We start from the raw sequence: 24799 nt of genomic DNA, 5'->3' as shown, positions 1-24799 counted from the left end.
AATTATTTATTGTAAAAATCTTTTACTTTTTTTTCTAAATCCATGATAATGGCATTTGCAAAGTCTTTGTTCAGAATCTTCGATGCATGGTATAAAGCCCCTGGACTGAATACATTCACCTCCATGATCTTATCGCCTACGATATCCAAGCCTACCAAGTACATGTTATCATCCTTTAATTGCTGTGATACCTGACCTACTAGGTTTAAGATGTTTTCATCAATGATCGCTTCCTCAGGTTTTGCACCTTGGTGGATATTGCTACGGATTTCATCTTCTTTTTGCACCCTCCTGACGGCGGCATATTTGCCATCGACGATCAAAGGTTCACCATCCATCATAAAGAATCTAATATCGCCTTTTTTTGCTTCAGGTAGATATTCCTGGGCGATGACATAACCATCCCTTGCGATGGCCTCTACGGTTTGTTTGAGGTTCTGCCGTTCTTTGTAATCGATCATAAAGACATTCTTACCACCTGAACCTTTCAATGGCTTCAGGATGATCTTATCTTTTTGTTCCTCCAAGAACCGGAGCACATCATCATGGTTTCTGGTGACCAAGGTTTTCGGACGTACCGATTTGGGGAAATTCTCGAGATAGAGTTTGTTGTTGGCTTGGACCAGATAATCAGGGTCATTGATGACATAACGGCCATTCTTTTTGACAATCTGTGCGAATTGTATACCTGCAGCTGCCGCCCAAGGTCTGTTGAGCATATCCAAGGTAGGGTCGAACCTTAACCAAAGGACATCAATCTCGCCAAGGTCTACCAATGTCTTTTCTGCATCTTTCAGGTATTTTACAAAATCTGCTCCATTGGTTAGGCCATGTTCGGGCTTTATGACCCTGCAATGCGCCAAGACGGTCTGTTCGTCCTCATAAACAAAATCGGCCAAGCCAATGTAAAGAACGGAATGTCCTCTTTCAAGGGCTTTGAGGGCCAGCATGGTCGTCGTAAATTTTTCCTCTTCTTTGTGAGACTGGTTGATTAAGATCGCTATTTTCATATATGTTGTTGAAAAAATTACTTATTGGATTAATTTAAAGATGCTTCCTTTCCTTTTGACGTCCTTCCATTGGGGACTGAACTCCGGGAAAAGATAGCGCGGTGTAATGGCAGGAGGGATCAAGATCTCCTTTTGCAGGAGATCCTTGATAATGGGCAGGTAATCCTTGCGGATTTTCCCCATCATCAGCAGATGTACATTATTCCCATCCTTTAGGTAATTCAAAAGTTCCATGATCCCTTTTAGGTAGAGTGCATCCTTGGTCAGGCCGCCACCACGATAAACGCGCATAACGATCTGGAAGGCTGTTTCTGGCTGGAAGCTATATTGCTCGACCAGCATGTTGAAGGTATCGATAAATGAATTTCCCAAAAGCATGTTCTGCACTGCAATTACCCTTGCGGCGATAATGCGGAGACGGTCGTTGTTCAATCCGCCTACGATATATTCTGCGAGTACGGCAAGTCCTTCTTGGAGCTCTTCATACCCAGGTACCCCAAGGCTGAAGATGCTCAAGGGTTGTTGCCGACCATTGAAATAAGTGACCACATGGGTGCCAATCTCATGTTGGATCAAGGCTTCGGCACGCTTGCGGGTCAAGCGGTATTCCTTGCTGATATTTAGGACGCCACGGTTGACCATTACTCCGGAGATATCTTCCCGGACACGGACAGGACTGTTGAATTCCACGTTCTGCCTCTGAAGGAACTTGATTTCGTCCCTAGCCAGTTTTGCGAACTCATTAGCTGAGATATAATCATCACTTTTTTTGATGGGTTCCTCAGGTTCGGTCACCATCAGAATGGCCATTGCTGATTTGTATAGCTTCTCTGAGACGTTGCCAAAGACCTGAAGACTGCCATGTAGGAAGTCCTCTTTACCACGGTCGGCAATCATGCTGACCATGGAGTCCAATTCTGTCCGCTTATCCCTGAAGATGTAGGCCATGGTCGGGTCGTAGATATCTTCAATACGTAGATTGTACAGCCTACGCTTGACCAAATCAGGGTCGATGTGCATAGGTCGGTATAGGAACTTGGGCGTTTTCCAGAACTTATCTTTTTTGAACTGCAGCCAGGCTTCATGGGCATTCAATGGGGTGACCATCAATAGGAAATCGAATTTAGTGCTTTCCTGTGCCAAGGATTTATCGATATCGATCATCAAAGGAGTCAGTTCCTGATGGAAGTTGAGCCTTTGTGCGGTGGCATTTAAATGGGTATAGACGCGCAGGAACTCAAAGAAAAGTCTGGAAAGGGACTTAGCTAAGGTTTCGCGATATAAGCGCATCAGGATAGGTAGGACCTGATCTTCATCCTCGATATAATTCTGCTTAATGGAAAGCCCCATGTACAGGATCTGTCGGTTCTGCAATTCCTTCTTGCTGAACAGGGCAGGGACATCCAAAGGTTGCGGTATATTGAGGTCCTTTGCCAAGGAGATATTGATTTCCTGGGCTTCCTTTTTGATGTTCTTCTGGAAATATTCCGCTAAGGGCAGCATATCCTTCTGACCAACGTGGACCATGATGTCTTCCTTCTGTCCTGGTTCTGCCGTCCATGCTTCAACTAAAAGACAGGCGCCGAACTCTTCTGCAAGACGATGCGAAATAGGCTTTATCCATTCCTCCAGATCAAACTCCTTGGATCGACATACGATGCTGGCATTTTCCGTTTTAGCTAGGTCCACCAACATCTTATCCCTTTTTTCTGCGCTGGGCACTCTATAAATAAAGATATAAGGGACAATTTTATTGAAGATGAACTTGCCTACGTTTGGAATCTGGTAATGGATTGCATTCCGCTTATTTATTGCGTTTAGGATTCTTAATAGGGGTTTGTTCTTATCTGGAGTCATTTTTAAAATACTGATTTAAGACCTGGATTGAGTTCATTAGAAGCTGTTTGCAGGAGACTACCCTAGGCAGGTCTGGAGCACCGGTCCATTCATCCATGAAATCCTTTCGGAACTCGAATGAAACCACACAACCGTATTCTCCAAACTTTTTGTTGATCAGTTGGGATAAGTATCCTCCCTTAAATTTAATGTTTTCTCGAATATCAATAGGTCCCTCATACAGGTTTTCCTTGCTGATGAATGCAGTCAATTGATCGATCAGAGGGCGCCATTTCGGCTCGATATAGGCTGTACCAAGGTTGATTTGTGGATTGCTTTCGGAGTCGACTTCTTCCTGAGGTCCGTTTCTTTTGGCATTATAGCTATGGATATCATACAGTACAAAATAGCCATATTGATCAATGGTCTCTTGGATCTGTTCCTCGATTTCTTGGTAGATATTTTTATGATCTAGGTGGAGTTCTGTAACAATATTTTCAGGTAGACTATCTTTCCACACCTCTAAGCCCCAAGCTTGATCAGGGCGTAGGTATACCGAATCTTCAAGCTTTCGGTTGAGATCAAGTTGGAACCGAGAGGAGCCGACGATAAACTGATTCATCGGTAATTCAGCCATTACGGCTGTAAATGGATCCTCCTCACGCAGTCTTTCGTCCTCCTTGAGATTGATATATGGATCAATAAAAGGATCGATCTGCTGTCCGTCATGAATTGCAAAGGCCCAAAATGGGCTATCTATTCTTTTAATGAAATACTTAGTGAATTTTGCCATAAATATCTTTTCTACCTTAATGAACAACAAACCCATTAATTAGTTTTCTGTGGGACTAGGATAGATTTATTGATTTTAAGGAAGAGGATGGATTGTATTTATTTTACAAAAATTAATAAATCACATAATATCAGGGTCTTAATCTGCGTTTTATTTATATAACCAGTTAAAAAGGAGGTTGTTATGAACCTAATTCAACGCATTGAACATTGGGGAGATGCCCATCATCCGAGATGGATCGATTTTATGAGGATTGTTCTCGGGATTCTGATCTTTGCAAAAGGAATAAGCTTTATTATGGATCGTGATTCAGTTGCTACTTTGATTGAGAAGACACATTTTCAATTGTCCATTTGGAGTGCAGTCCACTATGTTGTGTTTGCCCACCTAGTTGGGGGGATATTCATCGCATTGGGATTGTGTACCCGATTGGCTGTAGCTTTACAGATTCCAATCCTAATAGGGGCGGTATTCTTTGTGAACATTACGAATGGATTCAGCTTTTTGAATTCCGAATTTTGGTTGTCCCTAGTGGTACTTTTACTCCTTATCTATTTCTTGATCGTAGGTTCAGGACCGATGTCGCTGGACAAAGCAATGGATAAGCCAGGTTATAAAAGACAAATTTAATAGGTGGAAAGCACCTATAAAGATTTCTTAGTATTAATTGGAAAGGCCTTGCTCGCAAGGCCTTAATTTTTTGGCTATTACTTCTTACCATAGGTCAACGCTTTCAGGTTAAGGAAGGGTTAACTTTGTATTACCAAAAAGGAGAATACCATGAAAGAAAAACAAATTGAAAGGATTATCAAACCTGGAATGCCACATTTTGTAGGGGACGGATTTAGAGTACATAGTTTTATTCCTTCTGCGATTCCAATGCAGAGAATGGATCCCTTTATCGTATTTGATTATAACTCAAAATATAACTTTCCAGCCAGTGAGATTCCGAAGGGAGTGGGAGTTCACCCACACCGCGGATTTGAAACTGTGACCTTAGCCTATAAGGGCCGGGTAGAGCATGCCGATAACAGTGGCGGTGGTGGAATCATCGGCGAGGGTGATGTGCAGTGGATGACCGCAGCCTCCGGAGTACTGCACAAGGAATTCCATGAATCGGAATGGAGCAAGAATGGAGGTGAATTCCAAATGGTGCAGTTATGGGTAAACCTGCCTGCTGAACACAAGATGTCTGCTCCCAAATATCAGGCTTTGGAAAATAATGCGATTCCAAAAGTGGATGTGGACGGTGGATTAGGATATGTTGAAGTGGTAGCAGGAGAATACAAAGGAACGAAGGGTGCTGCGAGTACATTTACCCCTGTGAATTTGTTCAATGCTAAGTTGAAAGCAACTGCCAAAGTGGAATTTGACATTCCTGCTGACTATAATACAGGCTTGTTGATTCTGGAAGGATCGGTGAAAGTCAATGGACAGGATGTTGCTACGGATCATTTTGTGCTGTTTGAAAACAATGGTGAGAAGATAGCTGTGGAAGCAACAGAAGATGCATTGGTACTGGTATTGAGCGGTCAGCCCATTAATGAACCTATTGCAGCTTATGGTCCATTTGTGATGAATACCGAAGATGAAATCAAACAAGCATTCCGTGATTTCCAAACTGGGAAATTCGGTTATTTAGAAGATTAATAATTCCTTCGATAAATTAACAAGGGTAGAACATTTGTTCTACCCTTGTTGCTTTTAATAGTTGACCGACAGTCCGACTCCGAAGCCCATATCCGAATCGTAATGTGTTCGGATTCCGAGATTCTTGGTCAGGATATAACGTAGGTCGCCCATATATTCTAGATCGGAATTGACCATAACTCCGGCTCTTAATCTTTTGGTTACTGGAATGTCTTCACGCATCAATTGCAATCGTACATTTCCATCATGATACACTTCTGCCTGGAATCGCACCAGCATAGGAAGCATATAAGTAAAACCGGCAGATAGTAATGCCCTTTCGTTTTTGCTGTTCCGTTGTCCGAAAATGTTCTTTTCTGGACCATGCTTGTCCATACGCCTATAGCGATAATCAAAACCGATGAACGGCATAAACCATTGCATTTTACCGATATACCGGCCCAAATGGGTCTCGACTTCATAGCCATGCATGTCGGAATAACCCAGTCGCCATTCGGTGGTCAGGCTATACCGGGTGTTATGTAGCATCAATTCCCCATCATTTCCATTGGTCGCAAAATCATTTTGGATCATGAAATGTTTCATATTGCTTTCTTTTTGCAGTTCGCGATATGCCCATTCCTTATTTGGGAGATAAGGATTTGGCTGTTGGTCCTCGGTGCTAAACACGCGGTTCATCCCCGCCATCATATGGTAAAGGATATGGCAATGGAAGAACCAATCGCCTTCCACATTGGAAAGGAATTCGATGGTGTCGGTTTCCATAGGCATGATATCCAAGACATTCTTTAAAGGAGCGTAATCTCCTTGGCCGTTGATCACCCTAAAGTCATGTCCGTGCAGGTGCATGGGGTGCCGCATCATGGAGTTGTTATATAAGACGATCCTTAGAACTTCACCCTCTTTTATCAAGATTTTGTCGCTTTCAGCAAGGACTTTATTGTCCATGCTCCAAACATACCGGTTCATGTTCCCTGTCAACTCAAACTTCATTTCCCTTACTTTGGCGTCTTTCGGGAGTGTGGTCTTGGTAGGAGAGCGCAGCATGCCATAATTTAAAGTCACGATATCGGAACTTGCATGTTGGCTATGGTCCATAGCTTTCATTTCTGAATGATCCTGTTCGGCAGCATGCTCATTTTTGTTTCCCATATCGTGCATAGAATGGTCCTCCTTCATTGCTGAGCTATCATGAGCTCCATGGTTTTGATGGTCCTGATGTCCTTTCTGATCTTGGATCTCGGGGTACATAACGGTATTCATGTCCATTTTCTGGAGGCTCATCTTCATACCCATATCATCAAGGTCACCATTCATTTTCATCATGTCGTTCATCATCTTCATTCCTTCGAAGTATTTCAACTTCGGTAAAGGACTGACCAATTGCTTGACTCCTGAACCTAAATACATGGAAACATGATTGGTTCTATCCTCTGGAGTCGCCATGAATTCATAGGCGAATCCATCCTCGGGAATCGTCACCACGATATCGTAGGTTTCTGATACACCAACGATCAATCGGTCCACCTCCACAGGTTCTACATCATTACCGTCATTGGCCACAACAGTGATCTTTCCGCCTGCATAAGTCAGCCAGAAATAGGAGGAAGCACCAGCATTGATGACCCTCAACCTTACCTTATCCCCAGCTTTGAACTGGGAATAGGTCTGTTCTGAATCACCATTCAAAAGGAATCGATCATAATAAACATCACTGACATCCATGGCAACCATACGCTTCCATTCGTTGGTCAGCTTAGTTTTAAAATGACCTTCCTTGATTGCTTCTGCATAGCTCTGGGTTGCATTTTTCTTGATGGCAAACCAATCATTGGCATTGTGGAGCATCCGATGGACATTGTCTGGGTCCATATTGGTCCATTCACTTAAAACTACCGGGATCTCAGGAAGGTCATCGATGCCTTTCCGGAAATTGGGGTCGTCAGGTCTTTTCTTCAGGATCATCGCCCCGTACATACCGATCTGCTCCTGCATCCCCGAATGGCTGTGATACCAATGGGTTCCATCTTGGATGATAGGAAAGCGATAGGTAAAGGTGCTATTGGGCTCGATGGGCATCTGCGTTAAGAAGGGAACCCCATCTTCCTTATTCGGTAGATAGACCCCATGCCAATGGAGGGAAGTCCCTTCCTTGAGCTTATTGTGTACATGTATTTCTGCAGTATCACCTTCGGTGAAGGTCAGCGTAGGCATGGGGATCATACCGTTCACTGCCACCGCCCTCCGGTTCTTACCTGCATAGTTTACCATACTGTCTGTAACGTTCAGGTCGTAGCGCACAACTTTTTGGGAAAACCCAATAGTTGAGCATAACATAAACGCACAGATCAATAGGTATTTGATTTGTTCTCTCATGATTACCTCTTACGTTTTAAAATAATAGTTCTGCAGCAATGGTTTTAGATTTTTTCTTTTACCTCGCCGCAGCTCATCATTTTTGATCCGTAATAAGGGTTTTTGATGGCCTCTTCCTTGCTTAGCCAATGGGCGCCTTTATTGTTGTTTGCCATTGGGCAATATTGCCAATAAAGACCTTGGCTAGATTTGGAAGTCTTTGCCAGTTCGTACATATGGTTGGAAAGGTCCATAAAGGTATTCCTTTGGCCATCCAGTTTGCTGTCCTTTGCAATAGATTCAGAAGCTTTCTCCAAGCTTCCTTTTAGCTTCATCCATTGCGTATGCTCAGCATCTGCAAGGGATTTCATATCCACTTTTTGGATGCTCTGGCCTAATTTCTCGGCTGCAAGGGCTGCTTTTTTCTGGTCGCTACCTACCAAAGCATCTTTTAAGCCAAGATAGGACTGGAATACAGGAGCTAAGCCTTTTGCCTGCTCTGCATCGCCGTGCTGGGCTGCTGCCTTTGGCATGTCATTATGATTCATTTGGGCATGTGGGCCACCTTTGATTTCATGGCTTCTATCATATCTGCAACACTCATGTAGGTTTGCATATACATCATCTGGAGCCCTGAATTGTGCATTGTCATAACCGGCCTGTGCGATCTTCTTCAGGACAGCCGCTTCGCTGGTCTTGATGGTATCAAAGGTTATTTCCGCTTGTTTCTGTTTGGAATCCCAGGATACTTTCGAGATTTTGCCTTCCGATCCATTGCTCTCAATGGTCTTCTTGCACATTCCGCAGTTACCATTTACGGCTACCGATACTGTTTTTGCATTGTTGATTTGTGCTATACTAGCATTTATACCTAGACCAAGGATCAGGCCTAAGATTAAGGATATCTTTTTCATTTTTAAAAATTTTAATACATATAAATAACCCGGCAAACGGAGGCCTGCCATTACTTTCTAAAACCAAAAAGGTTTTCTATTGATGTATTAAGCTATTTTGGGAGGGATGAAAATTGACGAATATCCAGTGGTTTCTAGGAAAACCAATAAAGTAGATATTTTCTCCTTGTAAGCTGGGGTATGGAAATGAAATTCGAATGCTGGATTGGAATAGAGGCAACAGCTATGGTTTGCCATCATAGGGCAGCAACAATTGCTATCGCCACAGGTACTGTTATCTTTTTTGTTGTCAGCATGATCAGTAGTTTTCGTATCGCAGCAGTCATGTTCATTTGTCGCATGATGTTGATCAGTATCGCAACTTGTTTCCATAGATGCCTTTTCCTGATGTTCAGAACAAGCAACAGTATGCTTAGGACTCATCAGGGCAATTAGGGTGAAACAAATTATGTAAATTATCTTCGTCATCATGTGATACTTACAAAGCTATGTAAAATTTTTAGAAAGCAAAAGCATATAAAAGTGAAGGCCCAAGTTGGGAACCTGGGCCTATAATCACTAACTATTATTAATTATACCTTGCTATTTTAATATGAGAATGTTTTATCTTCTTTCTCTCGGTGGCACCTGGCAGGATCCATTTACCGAACAACCTCCAATATTCATTAAAGGTAAAATCGTGAATAATACTCCTAATCCGGCAATTAGCCACATTTCTGCTTTAACCCCTTGGATAATAATGAGGATACCCATTACCAAACGCAACACACGCATCACATTCCATTGGGACAAATAAATTTTTACTTTATCCATTTTTTCTCTCCAATTTTATAAATAATTCCGTTCCATTCCTTGGTGCAATGCTATTGTAGCATGGCTCCATTCTATCTAGTCTGAAATAAGGTTCAAATAGTTCTTTATACTCTTCAGCTGAACCACCAAATGGAGGTCCTTGCTTTTCGAATTCGATTCCAAACAATACTCCTGCAATCTGTCCTTTATCCCCTAATAGGGAATGAGCTTTTTTTACATAGTCAGGGCGGAGTTTCGGCTCTAACGCACAGAAAAATGTTTGTTCCAGCATCAGGTCATACTTGCCTTCATGTTCAAAGAAATCGCCTAATATGATTTCGATGTTGGGCTCATCCTTAAACCGCTTCCGTACCTGCTCGATTGCCTTTGGAGCAATATCGATCAATGTCAGGTCTGTAAAGCCTTGTTCCAAGAGGTAAGCCGCTTCATAGGCATTGCCACATCCGGGAATCAAAATTCTCGCATCCTTGTTTGGATAACTGTCCATAAAGGTCACAATAGGAGTAGATGCATAGCCAATATCCCAACCAGTCTGTTGGTTTTCCCAACGCTCATTCCAGAAGTTCTGATCTAAAGATGTTTCCATTGAGTGATTTTTTTAAGAACGCTACTCCTTATTTCTTACAAAGAATAGCACAAAAGTGTAGATTAATATTATGTTGCTCTGTATCTTTTGTTACATAGCTATTTCCTGTTGGATTGACGAGAATGGATTAAATTTTCTCAAGAAGTATTCAAAGGAATACCGAAGCTAAAAAAATGTCGGTTTTGATCTTAGCTAGGCTTTGAATTCCATCACTACCAGGTCAAAACCCTTAGCCCAATAATCAGGAAGCCTTTCCTTGACTTCAAAGCCCATCTTTTGGTAAAAGCCTTCTGCCATTTGGGAAGTCCTCACGATCAATCTTTGGATATGGGGCAGTTGTTGCACATGTAAGATTCGATGTTGTGTCAATATGGTTCCGGCACCGTTTTGTTGCATATTCCTGTCCAAGAAATCCCAGCTAAGGCGAGCAGTGATTCCATCAGCATCATAGTTGATACCACCGGCACCCACAATTTGGGCATCTTTGATAATGACGAAGTAATCTTCAATCTCTTGTTCCAGATAATGAAAAAGATCCTGGGTCTCCGAAGGATCAAAGAAATCTGGGACATTGGTATTGAATACTCCAATGACCTCCTGAAAATCAACAGGCTGATAACGACGGATAGAGAATTTGTCCATGGTTCTGCTATTAGGGTAAGTCCATTCTATAACGCTCAAAGGATTGCCAGTATTTGTCCTTAAAGAAATCAAAGGATAGGTTCAGCTGGCTCTGGTATTTCTGCAGCAATCTCTCCATCACTTCCGTAGCCTTTCTGAACTCCCTACAGGCAATAAACGTTTCCCTCAAGCCATCCACTGTTTCAGATCCCAAGAAGATATAGCCATCTATACTAGGCAGCTCAGCTTCTAGGTCTTCCTCAAGTTTAGATATGTCCTCATAAGTTTCCGGATTTGGGAAACCAGCCTCCGTTTCTGCATCATAAGCATTCATGATCACCAAGATCCAAGGATGGGAAGCCTTATAGTCCCAATCCAAGACCGAAGTGTTAATGGTCGATAGGATGGGTTTGCCACCTTCGACTGTTCCTTCAAAGCCTGAAAAACGGTCATCGCTGGAATCATGTCTGACATCCTGGTACTTCTCCACAAATTCCTTCTCTCTCCATTTGATGTAATCCACTAATTTGTTCAAAGGGATCAATTCTTCCTGTAGGTTTAGCGGACCACGGACATCAATCTTATCTATACATTGGATCATGGTTTCCTCACCTAGATAATTGTCCAAAAAGATAAAGATGCCATTAAGGATTTCTTCCCTGGATTCTTCATGATAGGAATCATAAACAAACATCAGGTCTATTTTATCCGGATAATTGTCGTGCAGGATAGGGTAGAACTTAATGTTTTCTTTATCAAACTGCAGGTCGTGCATACGGATGGCAAAGTCTTCATTGTTGGACTCAGGCTTGAGAGCTCTAAATTTCCAATTGTCTATAGCAGGGGCAGCGGCGACAATCTTTTCTGCCCACAGCACATTCTTGATGATACCATCAGGGGTAAAGACCAGCTCCGCCTTTTTATCCTTATCCATACCGACCAAGAAAAATACCCTAGGTTCCACACTGTCCAACTCTGGAGCAAAAATGTTGATGAACTTTTCTTCAACATCCTTGCCCGATCTGATGACATCATAGAATTCCTGTGCTCGGGATTCGAACCAATGCCAGAATTCATGATAGCTGTTGATCAAATGGGTAGATGAAGTGGGTTTTTCGCTGCTCATATTTATGGAATTAACTTGAATGTAATCGATAATATCACCAATTCTTAAATATAAGGATATAAAAAAACCTATCCTAAAAAATATCTAGGATAGGTTTTTTTATATGTTGGTCAATTTACGCTAGAGGCTCTGGAGCTTCTTCTTCAAACAAAGGAAGTTCTTTGATGATATTGTACCATGTAATAATCTTTTTGATATCAGAAGAGTAAACTCTTGCTTCATCATGATTAGGAGCTACTTCTCTGAAATACTCACGCAAAGTATTTCCGTCAGCTTTTACATCTGGAGTATTGCCCCCGTTTGTTTTGATGGTTTCAAACACGTCCAATAAACGGATTTCCTCATCCTCACCGTAGATAGTGATATCCTCTAGGGTAGCCATTTTAGTAGTCGATAGGTTCACTACCGATTTAACTTTGCTGGCATCTAGGGATTCAAGAACGAATCCACCTTTGTTTTGACCGATCAATTTAAATAATCCTGGTTTGCCAGTAACTGACACTAATCCTCTTAAATTCATTTTTTTGCTTCTTATATAAGAATTAATCTTCAATAATCTCTACTCCTAAAATACGATCACCTTGACGGATATCATCAACAACATCGACGTTCTCGATTACTTTTCCGAAACAAGTGTGGTTGCGGTCTAGGTGAGCAGTATTGTTACGGCTGTGGCAGATGAAGAATTGTGATCCACCTGTGTTTCTTCCAGCGTGCGCCATGGAAAGGACACCGCGGTCATGGTATTGGTTTTCACCATCCAATTCGCAATCGATCTTGTATCCTGGGCCACCAGTACCTGGCATGCCTGTTGCGCCTTCGCGTGTATTAGGACATCCGCCTTGAATTACGAAATCTGGAATAACTCTATGGAATGATAAACCATCATAATATCCTGATTTAGCTAACTTAATGAAGTTGGCTACTGTATTTGGAGCATCTTCTGTGTAAAACTGCACAGTCATGTCGCCTTTTTCTGTTTTGATAATCGCTTTGCTCATTATTTCTGTCCTTAATGTTGTAATAGCCTACAAAGATAAGGTTTCTGCGTAAATTCTAAAGATTGTACAATAAGATGTTGAATCCCAGTTTTTAAGCTCTCGTTTACAATCACTATATTTACTTTAAAGAAATATTATTGCAATAAAGTATATGCAGAAATTAGTCATTCGGGATTGGGCAGAATCGGATAGACCGCGCGAAAAACTCCTCGAACAAGGCCGAAGGGCCGTAACAGATGCCGAACTCCTGGCCATATTGATCGGATCCGGATCCAGGCATGAAACTGCTGTTGAACTCTGCAAAAGGCTCCTCAGCTCGGTTAGCAACGACCTTTTCCGGCTCAGCAAAATGGATGTCAAGGAGCTTTGTCAATTTAAGGGAATCGGAGAGGCCAAGGCCATCAGCATCATTGCCGCACTGGAACTCGGCCGAAGAAGGCAGGAGTCAGAAATCCAGGAAAAACCCGTCCTCAATAGCAGCAAAAAAGCCTATGAATTTTTGAAACATCTTTTAGAAGACCTGAGCCATGAAGAGTTCTGGGTGATTTTTCTCAATACCAGTTGTAAGGTGCTGGACAAGCAATTGATCGGAAGGGGAGGCAATGATTTTACACCTGTTGATGTGCGGATAATCCTCCGCTTTGCCCTGATGAACAAGGCCAATTCCATTATCCTGGCCCATAACCATCCTTCAGGAACCCTAAGGCCTAGCGATGCCGATCGGACCTTGACCAAGAAAATAGCGCAGGCCGCCAAACTGATGGACATCCATGTCCACGATCACCTCATCATTACAGATGAGAGTTATTATAGCTTCCGAGATGAAGGAATTTTGATCACTTGATTTCTTAACCTATGTCAATGTACAATAAAACTTAATGCTTGAACTTTGTGTTAATTATTAAAGGAGGAGAATATTATGGCAAAATTTTTTTATCACCCAGCTGACTCTCGTGGACATGCAGATCATGGATGGTTAAAATCTAATCATACGTTCAGTTTTGCAGGCTACATGAATGCCGAAAGAATGAACTTCGGTGCACTACGTGTTTTAAACGATGATAATGTAGAGGCCGGCATGGGTTTCGGAAGACATCCACATAGCAATATGGAGATTATCTCCATTCCTTTGGAAGGCGAGTTGGCGCATAACGACAGTATGGGGACTGGTTCGGTCATTAAAAAAGGAGATATCCAAGTGATGAGCGCGGGAACAGGAATGGAACATAGCGAATTTAACAACAGCAAAACTGATCCAGTTAAATTCCTCCAAATATGGATTGTTCCAAATAAACAGAACGTTGAACCACGTTACGATCAGCAGAGCATCGATTTCAAAGCAGCCAAGAATAATTTCTTACAGATCCTTTCCCCTGATCCCGATGATGCAGGCGTTTGGATCCACCAAGATGCCTGGTTTCATTTTGCTGATTTTGATGCGGGTTATGCCCGTCAATATATGATGAAAAAACCTGATCAGGGCTTGTATATTTTCGTGCTGAATGGCGAGCTAGATGTGGAAGGTCAAAAATTGCACAGCAGGGATGGCCTAGGAATTGCAGGTGCTCATGATGTTAAGATCAAAGCAGATACCAATGCTGAATTTCTGTTGATGGAAGTTCCGGTATAAATATATTTTTATTAAGTATAAGGCACTTGTATCTAATACAGGTGCTTTTTTATGGATCCAAAACTAAACCAAGGCATTGATCTCGCGTTTCTTTTCCTTGCTCTTGACTATCAGGATATAATCATTCCCTAGATCTAAGTAACCATATTCATAACAGAAGATATATTCTTGCCCCTTTAAAGTGATTATCCGATGGGTATGGTATTTTAGGGAGAACCCTTCTGCCAGGAGCTTACTTTTATTCGTTTTCAGCATTTTCTCTTCTGCAAGCAATGTTCTCAAAATCTTCCTGTTTTTTCGAAGCTGATTATTGATCTTCTTGAGGATGTCACTATCCTTGCTGTTTTCTCTGTTATTGTAAGCGTTTCTGCATCCATCATTGCAAAACCTTTTGTCAGTCCTTCCGCGCAATACCTCTTCACATTCTTTACATGTTCTAATACCCATGGCAATAAATGATTTTAATCGTTTAAAACCGACTACAGTCGTTTTTAACTGTTTGAAATACGAATAAACTAGGCACCCTTCCTCAATTTTGTATCAGTTACTTAGCTAAGATAATTGATTAATAAGAAAATAAATATCAAAAATTGAAATATCCATGAGCACGATAAAAAATTCAGTACAACTATTGGGAAGGTTAGGTCAGGAAGCAGAGATCAAGATCAGCAGCACTGGTATACCATACTGTTTTATTTCTTTGGTCACTAATGAATACGGGGTCAAGAAGAATGGTGAACAGTATGAGAAAAGTCAATGGCATCGGATAGCGGTATGGGGCAATATGCTGTGCAATCAAATGAAGAAACGCGGTAAAAAAGGTAGTCTTTGGTTGATCCAAGGAACTATTTTCTACAAACAATACGAAAAGGAAAGCGGCAATACACAACAGTATTGTGAAATCAGGGCAAATAAGTTGATGTTTCTGATGGAAGGGATGGGGCTGAACCAGAAGATGCAACCTGAAATCAGCGCCTGAAAATAGGCCCCCACAGCAATGAAAAGGGAGCTGTATGTACATCAGCTCCCGATAAATAACTTGATTAAGTTCTTTGACTTATTATGGATGTTGCCAACCCGCAACTTTAGAAACCGTTCTCGGAATATCCACATTGTCCATTTTCTGATGGAATTGTTCAGCACCTACTCCAATAGCATAAACTGGGATATAGGCTGCCGAGTGGCTTCCAGAAGCCCAGCTAATCGATGAAGCTTTGTTCAAAGCTTTGATCGCTAAAGAAGCGATTTTATCGTTGGTAGCATATAGGCTTTTGCTAGTTTCATTCTTATGTTCAATAAAGCTTTTTTTATAGGCTTCATGTAGGTCTTCGTTATCATCTTCGCTTACTTTGATTGCTTTCCACAAACCAAGGTGCTGTCCTAAAAACTCTTTCAATTGATCCCATGAAGCATTCTCATTCTTGCTTCTGAATTCATTGATTGCAGCTGAAAGCGCTTCTTGGGAAATCTTCTGGTTTTCTAGGTTTTTCAAACGCAAAGTAGAGCTACCGTTGCCAACGCCGATACCACCCGTTTCGTGATCCGCCGTAACAATGATCAATGTTTCTTCAGGATGTTTTTGATAGAATTCAAACGCTTTTTGAACTGCATTATTGAAATCCCAAACTTCATGTACCGCTGTAGCACCATCATTGGAATGGCATGCCCAGTCGATTTTACCGCCTTCAACCATCAAGAAGAAACCTTTATCGCCTTGGCTTAGGGATTCGATGGCAGCCGAAGTGATTTCAGCAAGGTTCAAGTCTCCAGGTTTTTGATCGATCGCATATTTTAAGGATACATTGTCAGTACCTTTTTTATTCATCAAGATCAATTTATCGGCTTTATTCGCTTTTTTGTAGTCATCTAAACCATAAAGCAATTTATAGCCTGCTTTCTCCAATTGAGGAAATATAGAAGCCACTTCTTCCTTTTTAGCATTCGTAGTTGGTTTTAGGAAACCAGATCCTGCAAAGAAGTCAAATTTAGATTTGATGATATCCAAACCAATTTCATAATACATATCGCGATCAGGTTGGTTTGCAAAGAAAGATGCCGGAGTAGCATGGTCAATACTTACCGAAGTAGTAATCCCAACTTTCATTCCTTTTTCTTTAGCTAAATAGGCAATGCTTTTATAAGATTTCACGCCAGCACTGTCCATGGCAATTACACCGTTCTTAGTTTTGTAACCTACTGCCAAGGCCGTACCACCAGCACCAGAGTCCGTTACCCCATGGGATAGAGAATGAGATGTTGCAAAGGTCGCATAAGGGAATTGACTGAAAACAGTTGGGTACACTGAATTTTTGCCTTCTAGGGAGCTTTTGTATACTTCTGCCGCCTGGACTTGGTTCAAACCCATACCATCTCCAATCATAAAGAAAATGTATTTCGGTTGTTTCTGTGCAAAACTGGAGCCTATAAATAAAAATAAGGCGAGGAATAAATTGAAAAATTTAATGTTCATACCAAATGGATTAATTTATACAAAACTAAGGTTCTCATATTAAGATAATGTTAATTGGCAAAAACAGCTTGTTGCAAACAAAATGTTACACGGATTGTTTCTGTAATTGTACTTATAAACTCAGTTATGGAAAACAATTTATTAGAGCTTGCTCATCAATACTTCAATGAGCACACCTATAGTACTCTTGCCTCCGAGGAAAACATTTCCCCAGATCAGGCAAAAAAAGGAATCGAAACTGTAATTCCTTCTTTATTCTTAGGTTTCCAACGTAAAGCCGGCCACGGTCTAGGAAATCTTTTAGAAACATTGAAATCAAATTTTTCTGGATTTAATTTTTCAGATGTATTGAGGTTCAGCCCTCCAGTGCAGGATGTACCTCAAGATGGGGATACCACAAGGACGGTGTTAAGCTCCCTTTTCGGGAATTCATTTGACCAGGTAATACCCAATACGGCAAACTTTTTAGGCCTGAATACGAACTCCTTGATTCGTATGTTCTCTGCAGCAATTCCCGCTGTGGTAGGTGCTTTGACCAGCAATGGGCAACGGTGGGACACCACCTCCATTGAAGCCGATCTTAACAACAACCGTTCTAACTTCCTGAAGGCATTGCCTGCCGGACTTCCCTTGAATATCCTTGGCGAAGAGCCAAAAGGACCAACCATTGTCAAGGAAGAAGTGGTTGAGGTTGATCCCATTGTCGATCCAGCAAGAGACGTTCTTGTCGAAGATCCAATAGTTCCTACCTCCAGGGTTCGACGTGAAGAGCCGCCAGCGGCACTTCCCCCTGCAGATGAAGACCGTAAGAAAGGTGCAGGCCTTTGGTGGATCCTGCTTCCGATTATCCTGCTGCTGTTATGGTTCTTTTTCGGAAAAGGCTGTAATAGAGAAGAAGCACCTGTGTCAGATGCCCATGTGGACTCCTTGATCACTGACTCTGTCGTAAACCAAGATACTACAACCAGCCCAATGGAAGTGGTTAGGGAAAGTATTATGGTAACTCTGCCAAATAATACCGAACTCAACGCCTATAAAGGTGGTATTGAAGATCAATTGGTACAGTTCCTGAATTCTGATTACAAGAGCTTATCAGATGAAGAATTGAAAGACCGCTGGTTTGATTTCGACAATTTAAATTTCGAAACCGGAACAGCTAATATTCTTCCTGAAAGTCAGGTTCAGCTGGACAATTTGGTCGCTATCTTAAATGCTTACCCAGATGCTAAAGTGAAACTTGGTGGCTATACCGATAAAACCGGTGATGAAGCCATCAATAAAAAGCTTTCTAATGATCGGGCAATTGCAGTTAAGAATGCTTTTGATACCAAAGGAGTAGGAGATAGGGTGATGGCAACCGAAGGCTATGGTTCCCAATTCGCTAAATATCCCGCTGATGCACCCGAATCTGATCGTGTGAAAGATAGAAGAGTCGCGATAAGCGTAAGAAAATAACTATTGAAAACCAAAGTGAGGCAGTCCAATTTACATTGGACTGCTTTTTTTATTGTCAATCCGATTGTTATTTTTGCTGTATGCTTACAGAGACACAACAAGACATGATCAATGGGGATTTTGAAAAGTTCTTTAAGGATTTGAAATCCAAAGGAAAGACCTTGGATTTCGAACTCTTTGGAGACTATGCCGCATCAATCCTTAACTTCTATGTTGGAAGTTCTTTACTGACCAACCACGAAAAGGCAGAATCTGCCCTTTTATTGGTGTGTCTTTTTAATGCAGGATTAGGAAATGTTATCAGTGCTGCCGATCAACAAGAAATCGCAACGGTAATTCAACAAGATCCTACCTTGAATTATTCCATCATCCAACCTGTATTTGATCTTTAACCTTCCTGTATGGTCCACTTTAATTTTGAAGTGTCGTAACCACAAGCTTCTGCATATTTCAGGTAAGCTGCTTCTCTTTCTGGCCTGATGGTTTTTGTTCTGGAAAGGATCCACATATAATCCAGGTTATCCCCGAAGACCAAGGCATCCTCATAGTTTTCGTCTAATTGTACAATATGGTAACCGGAATAGAAAGGACCGAAAAAAGAAACTTTTAAGGAACCTTCATTGACATCACCTGCATATTTAGCCTTTCCAATACTTGTTTTAGTTTTGCCATTCACAGTGCTTACACCTTCATTTTTCACCCGAACGGATCCATCATCATTCAAACTGTATTCAGCACTCACGTTCTTCAGGTCCTTTTCCCAGAAAAAGTCCAATCGGGCAATCTCATACCATTTTCCAAGATATCTTTGCAGGTCAAAATCTTGAACAGCATCTGCATTTGATTTAATGGGTTTCAAATAGTTGTAGACTACAGAACCGAGGGCTACTGCGGTAAGGGCTATTAGGGTTTTCTTCTTGTCCATCGTAAATATTTTATAGGAAAACAGGTTAAACCTCATAAATGTTTAAAGAGATTCCTAGTTTTGCATAAAATTAAAGAATTGTATTCAAGAGAAGAAGCAAAGAAAATAAAGGAGTCCTTTTGGACCACTTTTGGGCAATACATGGCGCCAATCCCAAGCGAGGATGGTGAAAAGGTAACATGGGTGAATTATAAAACCGGTATTCGCTTCTTGTTCTTTAGAATGGAAGCAACCAATAAGATAGCACAGATTGGGATCGAGATAGCCAATCCTGATGACGGAATCCGTGCCCTGCTCTTTGAACAATTTAAGGAATATGCCAAGGTACTGGAAGCAGAACTTGGGGAGGAATGGATCTGGGACGACTCCTTTTACGATGATTACGGCAAACAAACAGCTCGTATATACACCGAAATTCGAGGATTGAGTGTCTTTAAAAAGGAAGATTGGCCAGAACTCATTTCTTTCTTTAAACCTCGCATCATCGCGCTGGATAGCTTTTGGTCAACAGCACAATATGGATTTGAACTTTTTAAATAATGAGGAATATGAAACTAGTAGGTAGAATTCTAGTATTTTTTATGCTATTAACGCAATCTCATCATGTAATGGCATGGGGGATGACTGGACATCGCGTGATTTCTGAAATCGCAGAACAACATTTGACAAGAAAAGCTAAACGCAACATCGAAAAACTGATAGGCCATCAAAAAATTGCCTATTGGTCCAATTGGGCAGACTTTATCAAGTCTTCACCAGATTCGGTACTCCTGAAAACAGGATCGTGGCATTTCTTAAATACCCCAGGTAACCTGACACATGAGCAGTTTTTGCTGGAACTCCAAAATTCACCTGAACAGAATCTATACAAAGCTTATCAACGAGTGAAAAAAGATGTTGCAAACAAAGACTTGACCATCGAACAAAGAAGACAGGCTTTTTATTTTATGGTCCATTTATTAGGGGATGCCCATCAACCCATGCATGTGAGTAGGGCAGAGGACCTTGGTGGAAATAAAATTGCCGTTACTTTCTTTGGAAGGGGATCTAATATCCACCGTGTTTGGGATAGCGACTTAGTCGATAACGAAAAATGGTCTTATACTGAATACGCACGTGTGCTGGATTTTGAAAAGTCCTTCTATAAGCAATACACAAATTCAACACTAGAGGACTGGTTGTATGAATCACATCAAATGGCAAATATCATTTATGATGATGTAGCTAAGAACAACAAGTTATCTTACGATTATATCTTCAGGTTCAAAGATCCTATGGAAAACGCCCTGTTGAAAGCTGGGTTAAGACTTGCAAAAGAATTGAACGAAGTATTTGGCTAAGAATTCCCTTGTTCAATCGAACAAAAAGAACATTATTACTAAAAAGAATAGGTGTCTAATTTCAGATACCTATTCTTTTTTAATCAATTTACGCTAATCGGGATATAAACTTTTAATTACTAGGAAATTAAAAGTTGAAATTTGTATATTTGATTCAAAACCAATTATTAACAAAATCTAACCCTTCAAGCGTATGATGGAGATTAACTTCTTTAACTTTTTCTATCTGATAGCTGGAATAAGTGTCCTATTCAAATTGATTTTAATCAGTAGCAATATAGTACAGAAAGACTGGGCTGCATTGAAAGCAAATTTGCTAATCCTTTCGATCATGTTGATATTGATCGCCATTATCATTTATTATTTCAAAGTCTATAAATTCGCTTAATTGTTCAAGGTCCAATCGAAGTAATTACCGCTTGCTACCAAGAGATTATTTTCAATATTGAAGTTGAAATCAAGGTAATCATTGCTGCAGCTACCCATATCGGAACAGCAAAACTTTCGGTCAATGTCAAATTGCATTCGAAAGGTCCCCTTGTTCTTTTCGGCATCATATTTAAAACTTGAAACCTGGATATTCCCAACTTCCGGGCTGCCATCCTTATCCCCTAAGACATCAAAAATAAACCAGCTTAACTTATCCAGTTCTTCTTTTGATATGATGTCCAATAATGCAGAAGGATCGGTTGATATGCCCTCCAGTTGTTGCTGGTTGATTTCAGTTTCAAATCTATATTCTTTCGTTTCCATAGGATAATATTTTTTCAATTTGCCTCGCATCTGGAAAATGTCTTTCCAAAATAGTAGGCCGTAGTTTGTTTTTACCAGCTATCTCTATCAAAGCCTTTGCCAATAAATATTCATTGCACCTCAAGTCCAGGTCAATATTGGATTTATTGTAGACTAATGTTTTCCCTGAAAAGACAAAATAACTCTTTGGTATTTTCTTGAATTTGATGTCTTCCAAAAGGTAATCCAAAAGTTCTTCCCATTTGCCAACCAAGCTCATGATCATCTGTTCAAACATATATTGTCCCAGCTGTTTTTCCAGTTTTTCCTGACTTTTAGTGGTCAATGTGGATTTGGAATAGTAGATAATATTATTTTTTAAATAGGGTTTAGATTGTCCAGTAGGCAAAGGCCGCACAGGATATTCCCTGGAGAAGATTTTCAAGCTAAAGAATTCCAATTCTTCCGTTGGAATAGCCTTGTTGGCATTTTTCTTGGCAAAACGCTTGACATATGCAGTCAATTCTTGGATAGATAGATCAGCAGGAGCATATATGACAGGTAAATCCTGTCCATTGAAATCAATGCTTATCCTTTTTTTATTGCTGCTGACCAATAAATAATCGATGTTTTCAACCTGAATTATCATTTCGGCCAATTTAGCAAATCCATTGTGTTAATTTAAAATCAATTAAATATATAAAAATAGTTACTTTTTGTTTTTTCCTAGATTCGCTATGTTTGCATAGGAACTATCTCTTAGTTCTTAAACAAAATAGGTTAATTATGAAACAATACGTATTAATGGCAGCATTATTTACTAGTTCAGCCTGTGTTTTTGGGCAAGAACATCAAGCAATCAATGTTTCCTACATGGACAAATCCGTTCGTCCCCAAGATGATTTCTACAATTATGTCAATGGTAATTGGATGAAAACTGTAGAAATTCCTTCTGATAAGGCTCGTTGGGGTTCTTTTGATCAACTAAGAGAGAACACAGATGAAGCAGCCTTGAAAATCCTTAAAGAATCCTTGAATACCAAATTCGAAAAAGGAACTGATGGTCAAAAGATTGCTGATCTTTATAAATCTTATGTAGATTTTGATACCCGTAACAAGTTGGGAATAGCTCCTATTCAACAACAATTGAAGGATATCGATCAAGTGAAGAACCTGAAAGGTCTTTACGATTACTTCGTGAAATACGGAGCAATCGGTGGCAACCCTTTCTTCGGAGCTTATGTTTATGCCCACATGAAAAACAGTAATATGAATGCTGTTTATTTAGGTGGTGGTGGTCTAGGTCTTGGACGTACTTATTACCAAAAAGAAGATGCCAAAAACACCGAAACCTTGGGTAACTATAACCAATATATCAATGCGTTATATGGAAAGGTTGATCCGAAGACCAGAGATCTAAAAGGACCGAAAGTAATAGAATTTGAGAAATTGATCGCTTCCAACCTAAAAACAGTAGAGGAGATGCGTGATGCTCAAAAACGTTACAATCCGGTTGCGGTAAAAGATTTGAATAAAATGGTGAAGAATATGGATGTGGCTAAATACATCCAAGCCTTGGGATTCAAAGCGGATACCGTGATCATCGGTGAATTGAAATATTACCAGAATCTAGACAAGATCGTTAATGAGGAGAATTTACCAGTTATCAAGGAATACTTGAAATTCCATGTAATGGATGACGCTACTGGTTATTTGACTGAAGAACTAGATCAATTGTCTTTCGATTTCTACGGAAAGAAATTAAGAGGTCAAAAAGAACAACGTGCGTTGGATAAGAGAGGTTTGGAATTTGTCAATGGCAACGCTGGTGAATTGTTAGGAAAGCTTTATGTGAAAGAAAACTTCCCTGCTGAGGCAAAGGCTGCATGTGAGGAGTTGGTTCAATACTTGATCAAATCTTTCAATGTACACATCAAAGATTTAGCTTGGATGTCACCAACCACTAAAGAAAAAGCTTTAGAGAAACTTTCTAAATTCACCGTGAAAATCGGATACCCAGACAAATGGAAAGACTATTCTAACTTAGAAGTAGGTACTTCTTTGATCGAAAATGTAAATAACGTGCGTCGTTGGTCATTTGAAGAAAACCTTGCTAAACAAGGCAAACCAGTAGACAAGTCAGAATGGGGCATGACGCCACAGACGGTAAATGCTTACTATAGCCCATTGTTCAACGAGATCGTTTTCCCAGCCGCTATCCTACAACCTCCATTCTATGATTATAAAGCTGATCCAGGAGTGAACTTTGGTGGTATCGGAGCGGTTATCGGTCATGAGTTATCACATGGATTTGATGACTCTGGTTCTCAATACGACGGAAATGGTAACCTGAATAACTGGTGGACTGACGAAGACAGAACTAAATTTGAAGCTGCTGCTGATGCATTAGTTGCGCAATTCGAAGCTTACGAACCTGTACCGGGAGTATTTGTGAACGGTAGATTCACCCTAGGTGAAAACATTGGTGACCTTGGTGGTTCTTCAGTTGCATTCGATGCATTGCAGATGTACCTAAAAGACAAAGGAAACCCTGGTTTGATCGATGGATACACCCAAGACCAACGTTTCTTCCTTTCATGGGCAACCATCTGGCGTACCAAAACTACCGATGAGTTTGTGGTAAACCAAGTGAAAACTGACCCACATTCACCGGCTCAATACCGTGCTACTGGACCGATCATCAATTTAGATGCATTCCACAAAGCATTCGAAACCAAAGAAGGTGATAAATTGTATATCCCTAAAGATAAACGTATCGTAATCTGGTAAGCAGATTTTGATATCAAGAGAAACAGGAGCAGCCGGAAGGTTGCTCCTGTTTTTTTTGGGGGGTGAGGGGATGTATGGCGCAAAAAAAATCTCCTTTCCAGTGTCATCCTGAGAAGTAAAAATTTGGACTAAATTTATTGGAAGGTGATGACAGCATGTTGGCAATGAAAATAAATTAGCTCTTTTATTTTTTAAATATAGAACCCCTTTTGGGGTTCCATTATTTTAGCAGACATGGCACCTTAGCCTGGAAGTAGCGCAAAAACGATGTTCGATTAATCGAACATCGTTTTTGCATTACCCCTATATAGTTTACCATCTAAGCTAAAATAATACTGCCCTTCTAGGGCAGTATGTTGCAAAAAAAATGTCCTTTTCCAGTGTCATCCTGACGCAGGAAGGATCTCGGAACTATACAATACAAATAATTGATTATCAGTCATGATACAACCGTTTTGAACCAGGATGTTCGGGATTGGAGGATGGACCAAGATCGTTGGCGGAATGCCGCTCACATATATTTATTTTCCATTTCCCGCTGTCATCGTGACGCAGGAAGGATCTCGGAACCTTACAAAGTGGGGGTATTGGGGTACAGGTCCTCCATCGAAGATGGAGGATGAACTGTGTCTATTTCCAAATTTATTTTAAATTTTTTCCAAATTTTATTCTGCTAATCCTTTTTCCACTCGATATACCTCACCAGACTTTGCAATGGCGAACGCCTGTTTGATCAGTTTGTTTACAACCGC

General features: G+C 40.7%; 27 protein-coding genes. 11 read left to right on the top strand and 16 right to left on the bottom strand.

What is annotated here, in order from left to right; translation table 11 throughout:
* Nucleotides 1-2: 2 nt before the first annotated feature.
* The 3 genes from ACK2WI_RS10435 to ACK2WI_RS10425 are packed head-to-tail and all read right to left on the bottom strand — an operon-like array spanning nucleotide 3 to nucleotide 3639.
* The gene (locus tag ACK2WI_RS10435; protein WP_093098061.1) at nucleotides 3-1010 is read right to left on the bottom strand and encodes a glutathione synthetase; all 1008 of its coding nucleotides are present in this window, start codon (nucleotides 1008-1010) and stop codon (nucleotides 3-5) included.
* 21 nt (nucleotides 1011-1031) lie between these two features.
* Nucleotides 1032-2867: a flavohemoglobin expression-modulating QEGLA motif protein gene (locus ACK2WI_RS10430; RefSeq protein ID WP_409150709.1), complete on the bottom strand. Its 1836-nt coding sequence runs from the start codon at nucleotides 2865-2867 to the stop codon at nucleotides 1032-1034.
* Nucleotides 2854-3639: an N-formylglutamate amidohydrolase gene (locus ACK2WI_RS10425; RefSeq protein ID WP_409150708.1), complete on the bottom strand. Its 786-nt coding sequence runs from the start codon at nucleotides 3637-3639 to the stop codon at nucleotides 2854-2856. Before ACK2WI_RS10425 ends, ACK2WI_RS10430 begins: the two co-directional genes overlap by 14 nt.
* 183 nt (nucleotides 3640-3822) lie before the next feature.
* Between ACK2WI_RS10425 and ACK2WI_RS10420 the strand changes: the two genes are divergently transcribed.
* Together ACK2WI_RS10420 and ACK2WI_RS10415 are read left to right on the top strand one after the other, a co-directional pair.
* Nucleotides 3823-4269, top strand: a complete 447-nt coding sequence (locus tag ACK2WI_RS10420; protein WP_093098056.1) for a DoxX family protein — start codon at nucleotides 3823-3825, stop codon at nucleotides 4267-4269.
* A 150-nt stretch (nucleotides 4270-4419) separates the two neighbouring features.
* Nucleotides 4420-5289 (top strand): pirin family protein, encoded by an 870-nt coding sequence (locus ACK2WI_RS10415; protein ID WP_409150706.1) that lies wholly within the window; start codon nucleotides 4420-4422, stop codon nucleotides 5287-5289.
* Nucleotides 5290-5343: 54 nt separating this feature from the next.
* Here the strand turns inward: ACK2WI_RS10415 and ACK2WI_RS10410 are convergent, their stop codons facing one another.
* From ACK2WI_RS10410 to ACK2WI_RS10375, 8 genes are all read right to left on the bottom strand, one after another.
* Complete coding sequence (locus tag ACK2WI_RS10410; protein ID WP_409150704.1) at nucleotides 5344-7665, bottom strand: multicopper oxidase domain-containing protein; 2322 nt, start codon at nucleotides 7663-7665, stop codon at nucleotides 5344-5346.
* A gap of 44 nt (nucleotides 7666-7709) precedes the next feature.
* On the bottom strand, nucleotides 7710-8558 hold the full coding sequence (locus ACK2WI_RS10405) for a DUF3347 domain-containing protein (RefSeq protein ID WP_409150702.1): 849 nt from the start codon (nucleotides 8556-8558) through the stop codon (nucleotides 7710-7712).
* Nucleotides 8559-9161: 603 nt separating this feature from the next.
* A complete protein-coding gene (locus ACK2WI_RS10400) occupies nucleotides 9162-9371 on the bottom strand; it encodes a hypothetical protein (RefSeq protein WP_093098049.1) in 210 nt (69 codons plus the stop codon).
* Nucleotides 9364-9957 carry a methyltransferase domain-containing protein gene (locus ACK2WI_RS10395; RefSeq protein ID WP_409150700.1) on the bottom strand — a complete coding sequence of 198 codons (594 nt, stop codon included), beginning with the start codon at nucleotides 9955-9957 and terminating at the stop codon, nucleotides 9364-9366. The genes ACK2WI_RS10400 and ACK2WI_RS10395 overlap by 8 nt, the downstream gene beginning before the upstream one ends.
* A gap of 192 nt (nucleotides 9958-10149) precedes the next feature.
* Nucleotides 10150-10599, bottom strand: a complete 450-nt coding sequence (locus ACK2WI_RS10390; protein ID WP_093098496.1) for a GNAT family N-acetyltransferase — start codon at nucleotides 10597-10599, stop codon at nucleotides 10150-10152.
* 10 nt (nucleotides 10600-10609) lie between these two features.
* On the bottom strand, nucleotides 10610-11704 hold the full coding sequence (locus ACK2WI_RS10385; RefSeq protein WP_409150697.1) for a DUF695 domain-containing protein: 1095 nt from the start codon (nucleotides 11702-11704) through the stop codon (nucleotides 10610-10612).
* 115 nt (nucleotides 11705-11819) lie between these two features.
* Nucleotides 11820-12224: a DUF5606 domain-containing protein gene (locus tag ACK2WI_RS10380; RefSeq protein WP_093098045.1), complete on the bottom strand. Its 405-nt coding sequence runs from the start codon at nucleotides 12222-12224 to the stop codon at nucleotides 11820-11822.
* Between the two features lie 22 nt (nucleotides 12225-12246).
* Nucleotides 12247-12705: a peptidylprolyl isomerase gene (locus ACK2WI_RS10375; RefSeq protein WP_093098044.1), complete on the bottom strand. Its 459-nt coding sequence runs from the start codon at nucleotides 12703-12705 to the stop codon at nucleotides 12247-12249.
* Nucleotides 12706-12856: 151 nt separating this feature from the next.
* Here ACK2WI_RS10375 and radC point away from each other — a divergent pair, with 151 nt between their 5' ends.
* Together radC and ACK2WI_RS10365 are read left to right on the top strand one after the other, a co-directional pair.
* Entirely contained in the window at nucleotides 12857-13549 is a 693-nt protein-coding gene (gene radC / locus ACK2WI_RS10370) for a RadC family protein (protein ID WP_409150696.1), read from the top strand.
* 75 nt (nucleotides 13550-13624) lie between these two features.
* The gene (locus ACK2WI_RS10365; RefSeq protein ID WP_093098041.1) at nucleotides 13625-14335 is read left to right on the top strand and encodes a pirin family protein; all 711 of its coding nucleotides are present in this window, start codon (nucleotides 13625-13627) and stop codon (nucleotides 14333-14335) included.
* Nucleotides 14336-14398: 63 nt separating this feature from the next.
* On the opposite strand, the gene ACK2WI_RS10360 is transcribed toward ACK2WI_RS10365, so the two are convergent.
* Nucleotides 14399-14782, bottom strand: coding sequence for a hypothetical protein (locus tag ACK2WI_RS10360; RefSeq protein ID WP_409150695.1), 384 nt, complete (start codon nucleotides 14780-14782; stop codon nucleotides 14399-14401).
* A gap of 154 nt (nucleotides 14783-14936) precedes the next feature.
* Here ACK2WI_RS10360 and ACK2WI_RS10355 point away from each other — a divergent pair, with 154 nt between their 5' ends.
* Entirely contained in the window at nucleotides 14937-15314 is a 378-nt protein-coding gene (locus tag ACK2WI_RS10355; protein ID WP_313368305.1) for a single-stranded DNA-binding protein, read from the top strand.
* 81 nt (nucleotides 15315-15395) lie between these two features.
* On the opposite strand, the gene ACK2WI_RS10350 is transcribed toward ACK2WI_RS10355, so the two are convergent.
* Nucleotides 15396-16805 carry an alkaline phosphatase gene (locus tag ACK2WI_RS10350; RefSeq protein WP_093098036.1) on the bottom strand — a complete coding sequence of 470 codons (1410 nt, stop codon included), beginning with the start codon at nucleotides 16803-16805 and terminating at the stop codon, nucleotides 15396-15398.
* 126 nt (nucleotides 16806-16931) lie between these two features.
* Between ACK2WI_RS10350 and ACK2WI_RS10345 the strand changes: the two genes are divergently transcribed.
* Complete coding sequence (locus ACK2WI_RS10345; protein ID WP_093098035.1) at nucleotides 16932-18260, top strand: OmpA family protein; 1329 nt, start codon at nucleotides 16932-16934, stop codon at nucleotides 18258-18260.
* Nucleotides 18261-18340: 80 nt separating this feature from the next.
* Nucleotides 18341-18652 (top strand): hypothetical protein, encoded by a 312-nt coding sequence (locus tag ACK2WI_RS10340; RefSeq protein ID WP_409150692.1) that lies wholly within the window; start codon nucleotides 18341-18343, stop codon nucleotides 18650-18652.
* Here the strand turns inward: ACK2WI_RS10340 and ACK2WI_RS10335 are convergent.
* On the bottom strand, nucleotides 18649-19185 hold the full coding sequence (locus ACK2WI_RS10335) for a lipocalin family protein (protein WP_093098495.1): 537 nt from the start codon (nucleotides 19183-19185) through the stop codon (nucleotides 18649-18651). The two genes, ACK2WI_RS10340 and ACK2WI_RS10335, sit on opposite strands and share 4 nt — an antisense overlap.
* A gap of 78 nt (nucleotides 19186-19263) precedes the next feature.
* On the opposite strand from ACK2WI_RS10335, the gene ACK2WI_RS10330 reads away from it, so the two are divergent.
* The 3 genes from ACK2WI_RS10330 to ACK2WI_RS10320 all read left to right on the top strand — a co-directional run bounded on the left by ACK2WI_RS10330 (nucleotide 19264) and on the right by ACK2WI_RS10320 (nucleotide 20913).
* Complete coding sequence (locus ACK2WI_RS10330) at nucleotides 19264-19725, top strand: DUF4268 domain-containing protein (protein WP_313368302.1); 462 nt, start codon at nucleotides 19264-19266, stop codon at nucleotides 19723-19725.
* An 8-nt stretch (nucleotides 19726-19733) separates the two neighbouring features.
* Nucleotides 19734-20525, top strand: a complete 792-nt coding sequence (locus tag ACK2WI_RS10325; RefSeq protein WP_093098493.1) for a S1/P1 nuclease — start codon at nucleotides 19734-19736, stop codon at nucleotides 20523-20525.
* Between the two features lie 193 nt (nucleotides 20526-20718).
* Nucleotides 20719-20913: a hypothetical protein gene (locus ACK2WI_RS10320; RefSeq protein WP_093098030.1), complete on the top strand. Its 195-nt coding sequence runs from the start codon at nucleotides 20719-20721 to the stop codon at nucleotides 20911-20913.
* On the opposite strand, the gene ACK2WI_RS10315 is transcribed toward ACK2WI_RS10320, so the two are convergent.
* Nucleotides 20910-21278, bottom strand: coding sequence for a hypothetical protein (locus ACK2WI_RS10315; RefSeq protein ID WP_409150689.1), 369 nt, complete (start codon nucleotides 21276-21278; stop codon nucleotides 20910-20912). The two genes, ACK2WI_RS10320 and ACK2WI_RS10315, sit on opposite strands and share 4 nt — an antisense overlap.
* Entirely contained in the window at nucleotides 21259-21906 is a 648-nt protein-coding gene (locus tag ACK2WI_RS10310) for a hypothetical protein (protein WP_409150687.1), read from the bottom strand. The genes ACK2WI_RS10315 and ACK2WI_RS10310 overlap by 20 nt, the downstream gene beginning before the upstream one ends.
* A 137-nt stretch (nucleotides 21907-22043) precedes the next feature.
* On the opposite strand from ACK2WI_RS10310, the gene ACK2WI_RS10305 reads away from it, so the two are divergent.
* Nucleotides 22044-24047, top strand: coding sequence for a M13 family metallopeptidase (locus ACK2WI_RS10305; RefSeq protein WP_409150685.1), 2004 nt, complete (start codon nucleotides 22044-22046; stop codon nucleotides 24045-24047).
* Nucleotides 24048-24799 lie beyond the last annotated feature (752 nt).

It is taken from the genome of Sphingobacterium sp. BS-2, from assembly GCF_046161205.1.
GTDB lineage: Bacteria > Bacteroidota > Bacteroidia > Sphingobacteriales > Sphingobacteriaceae > Sphingobacterium > Sphingobacterium mizutaii.
This window is presented reverse-complemented; position numbering and strand designations above follow the sequence as displayed.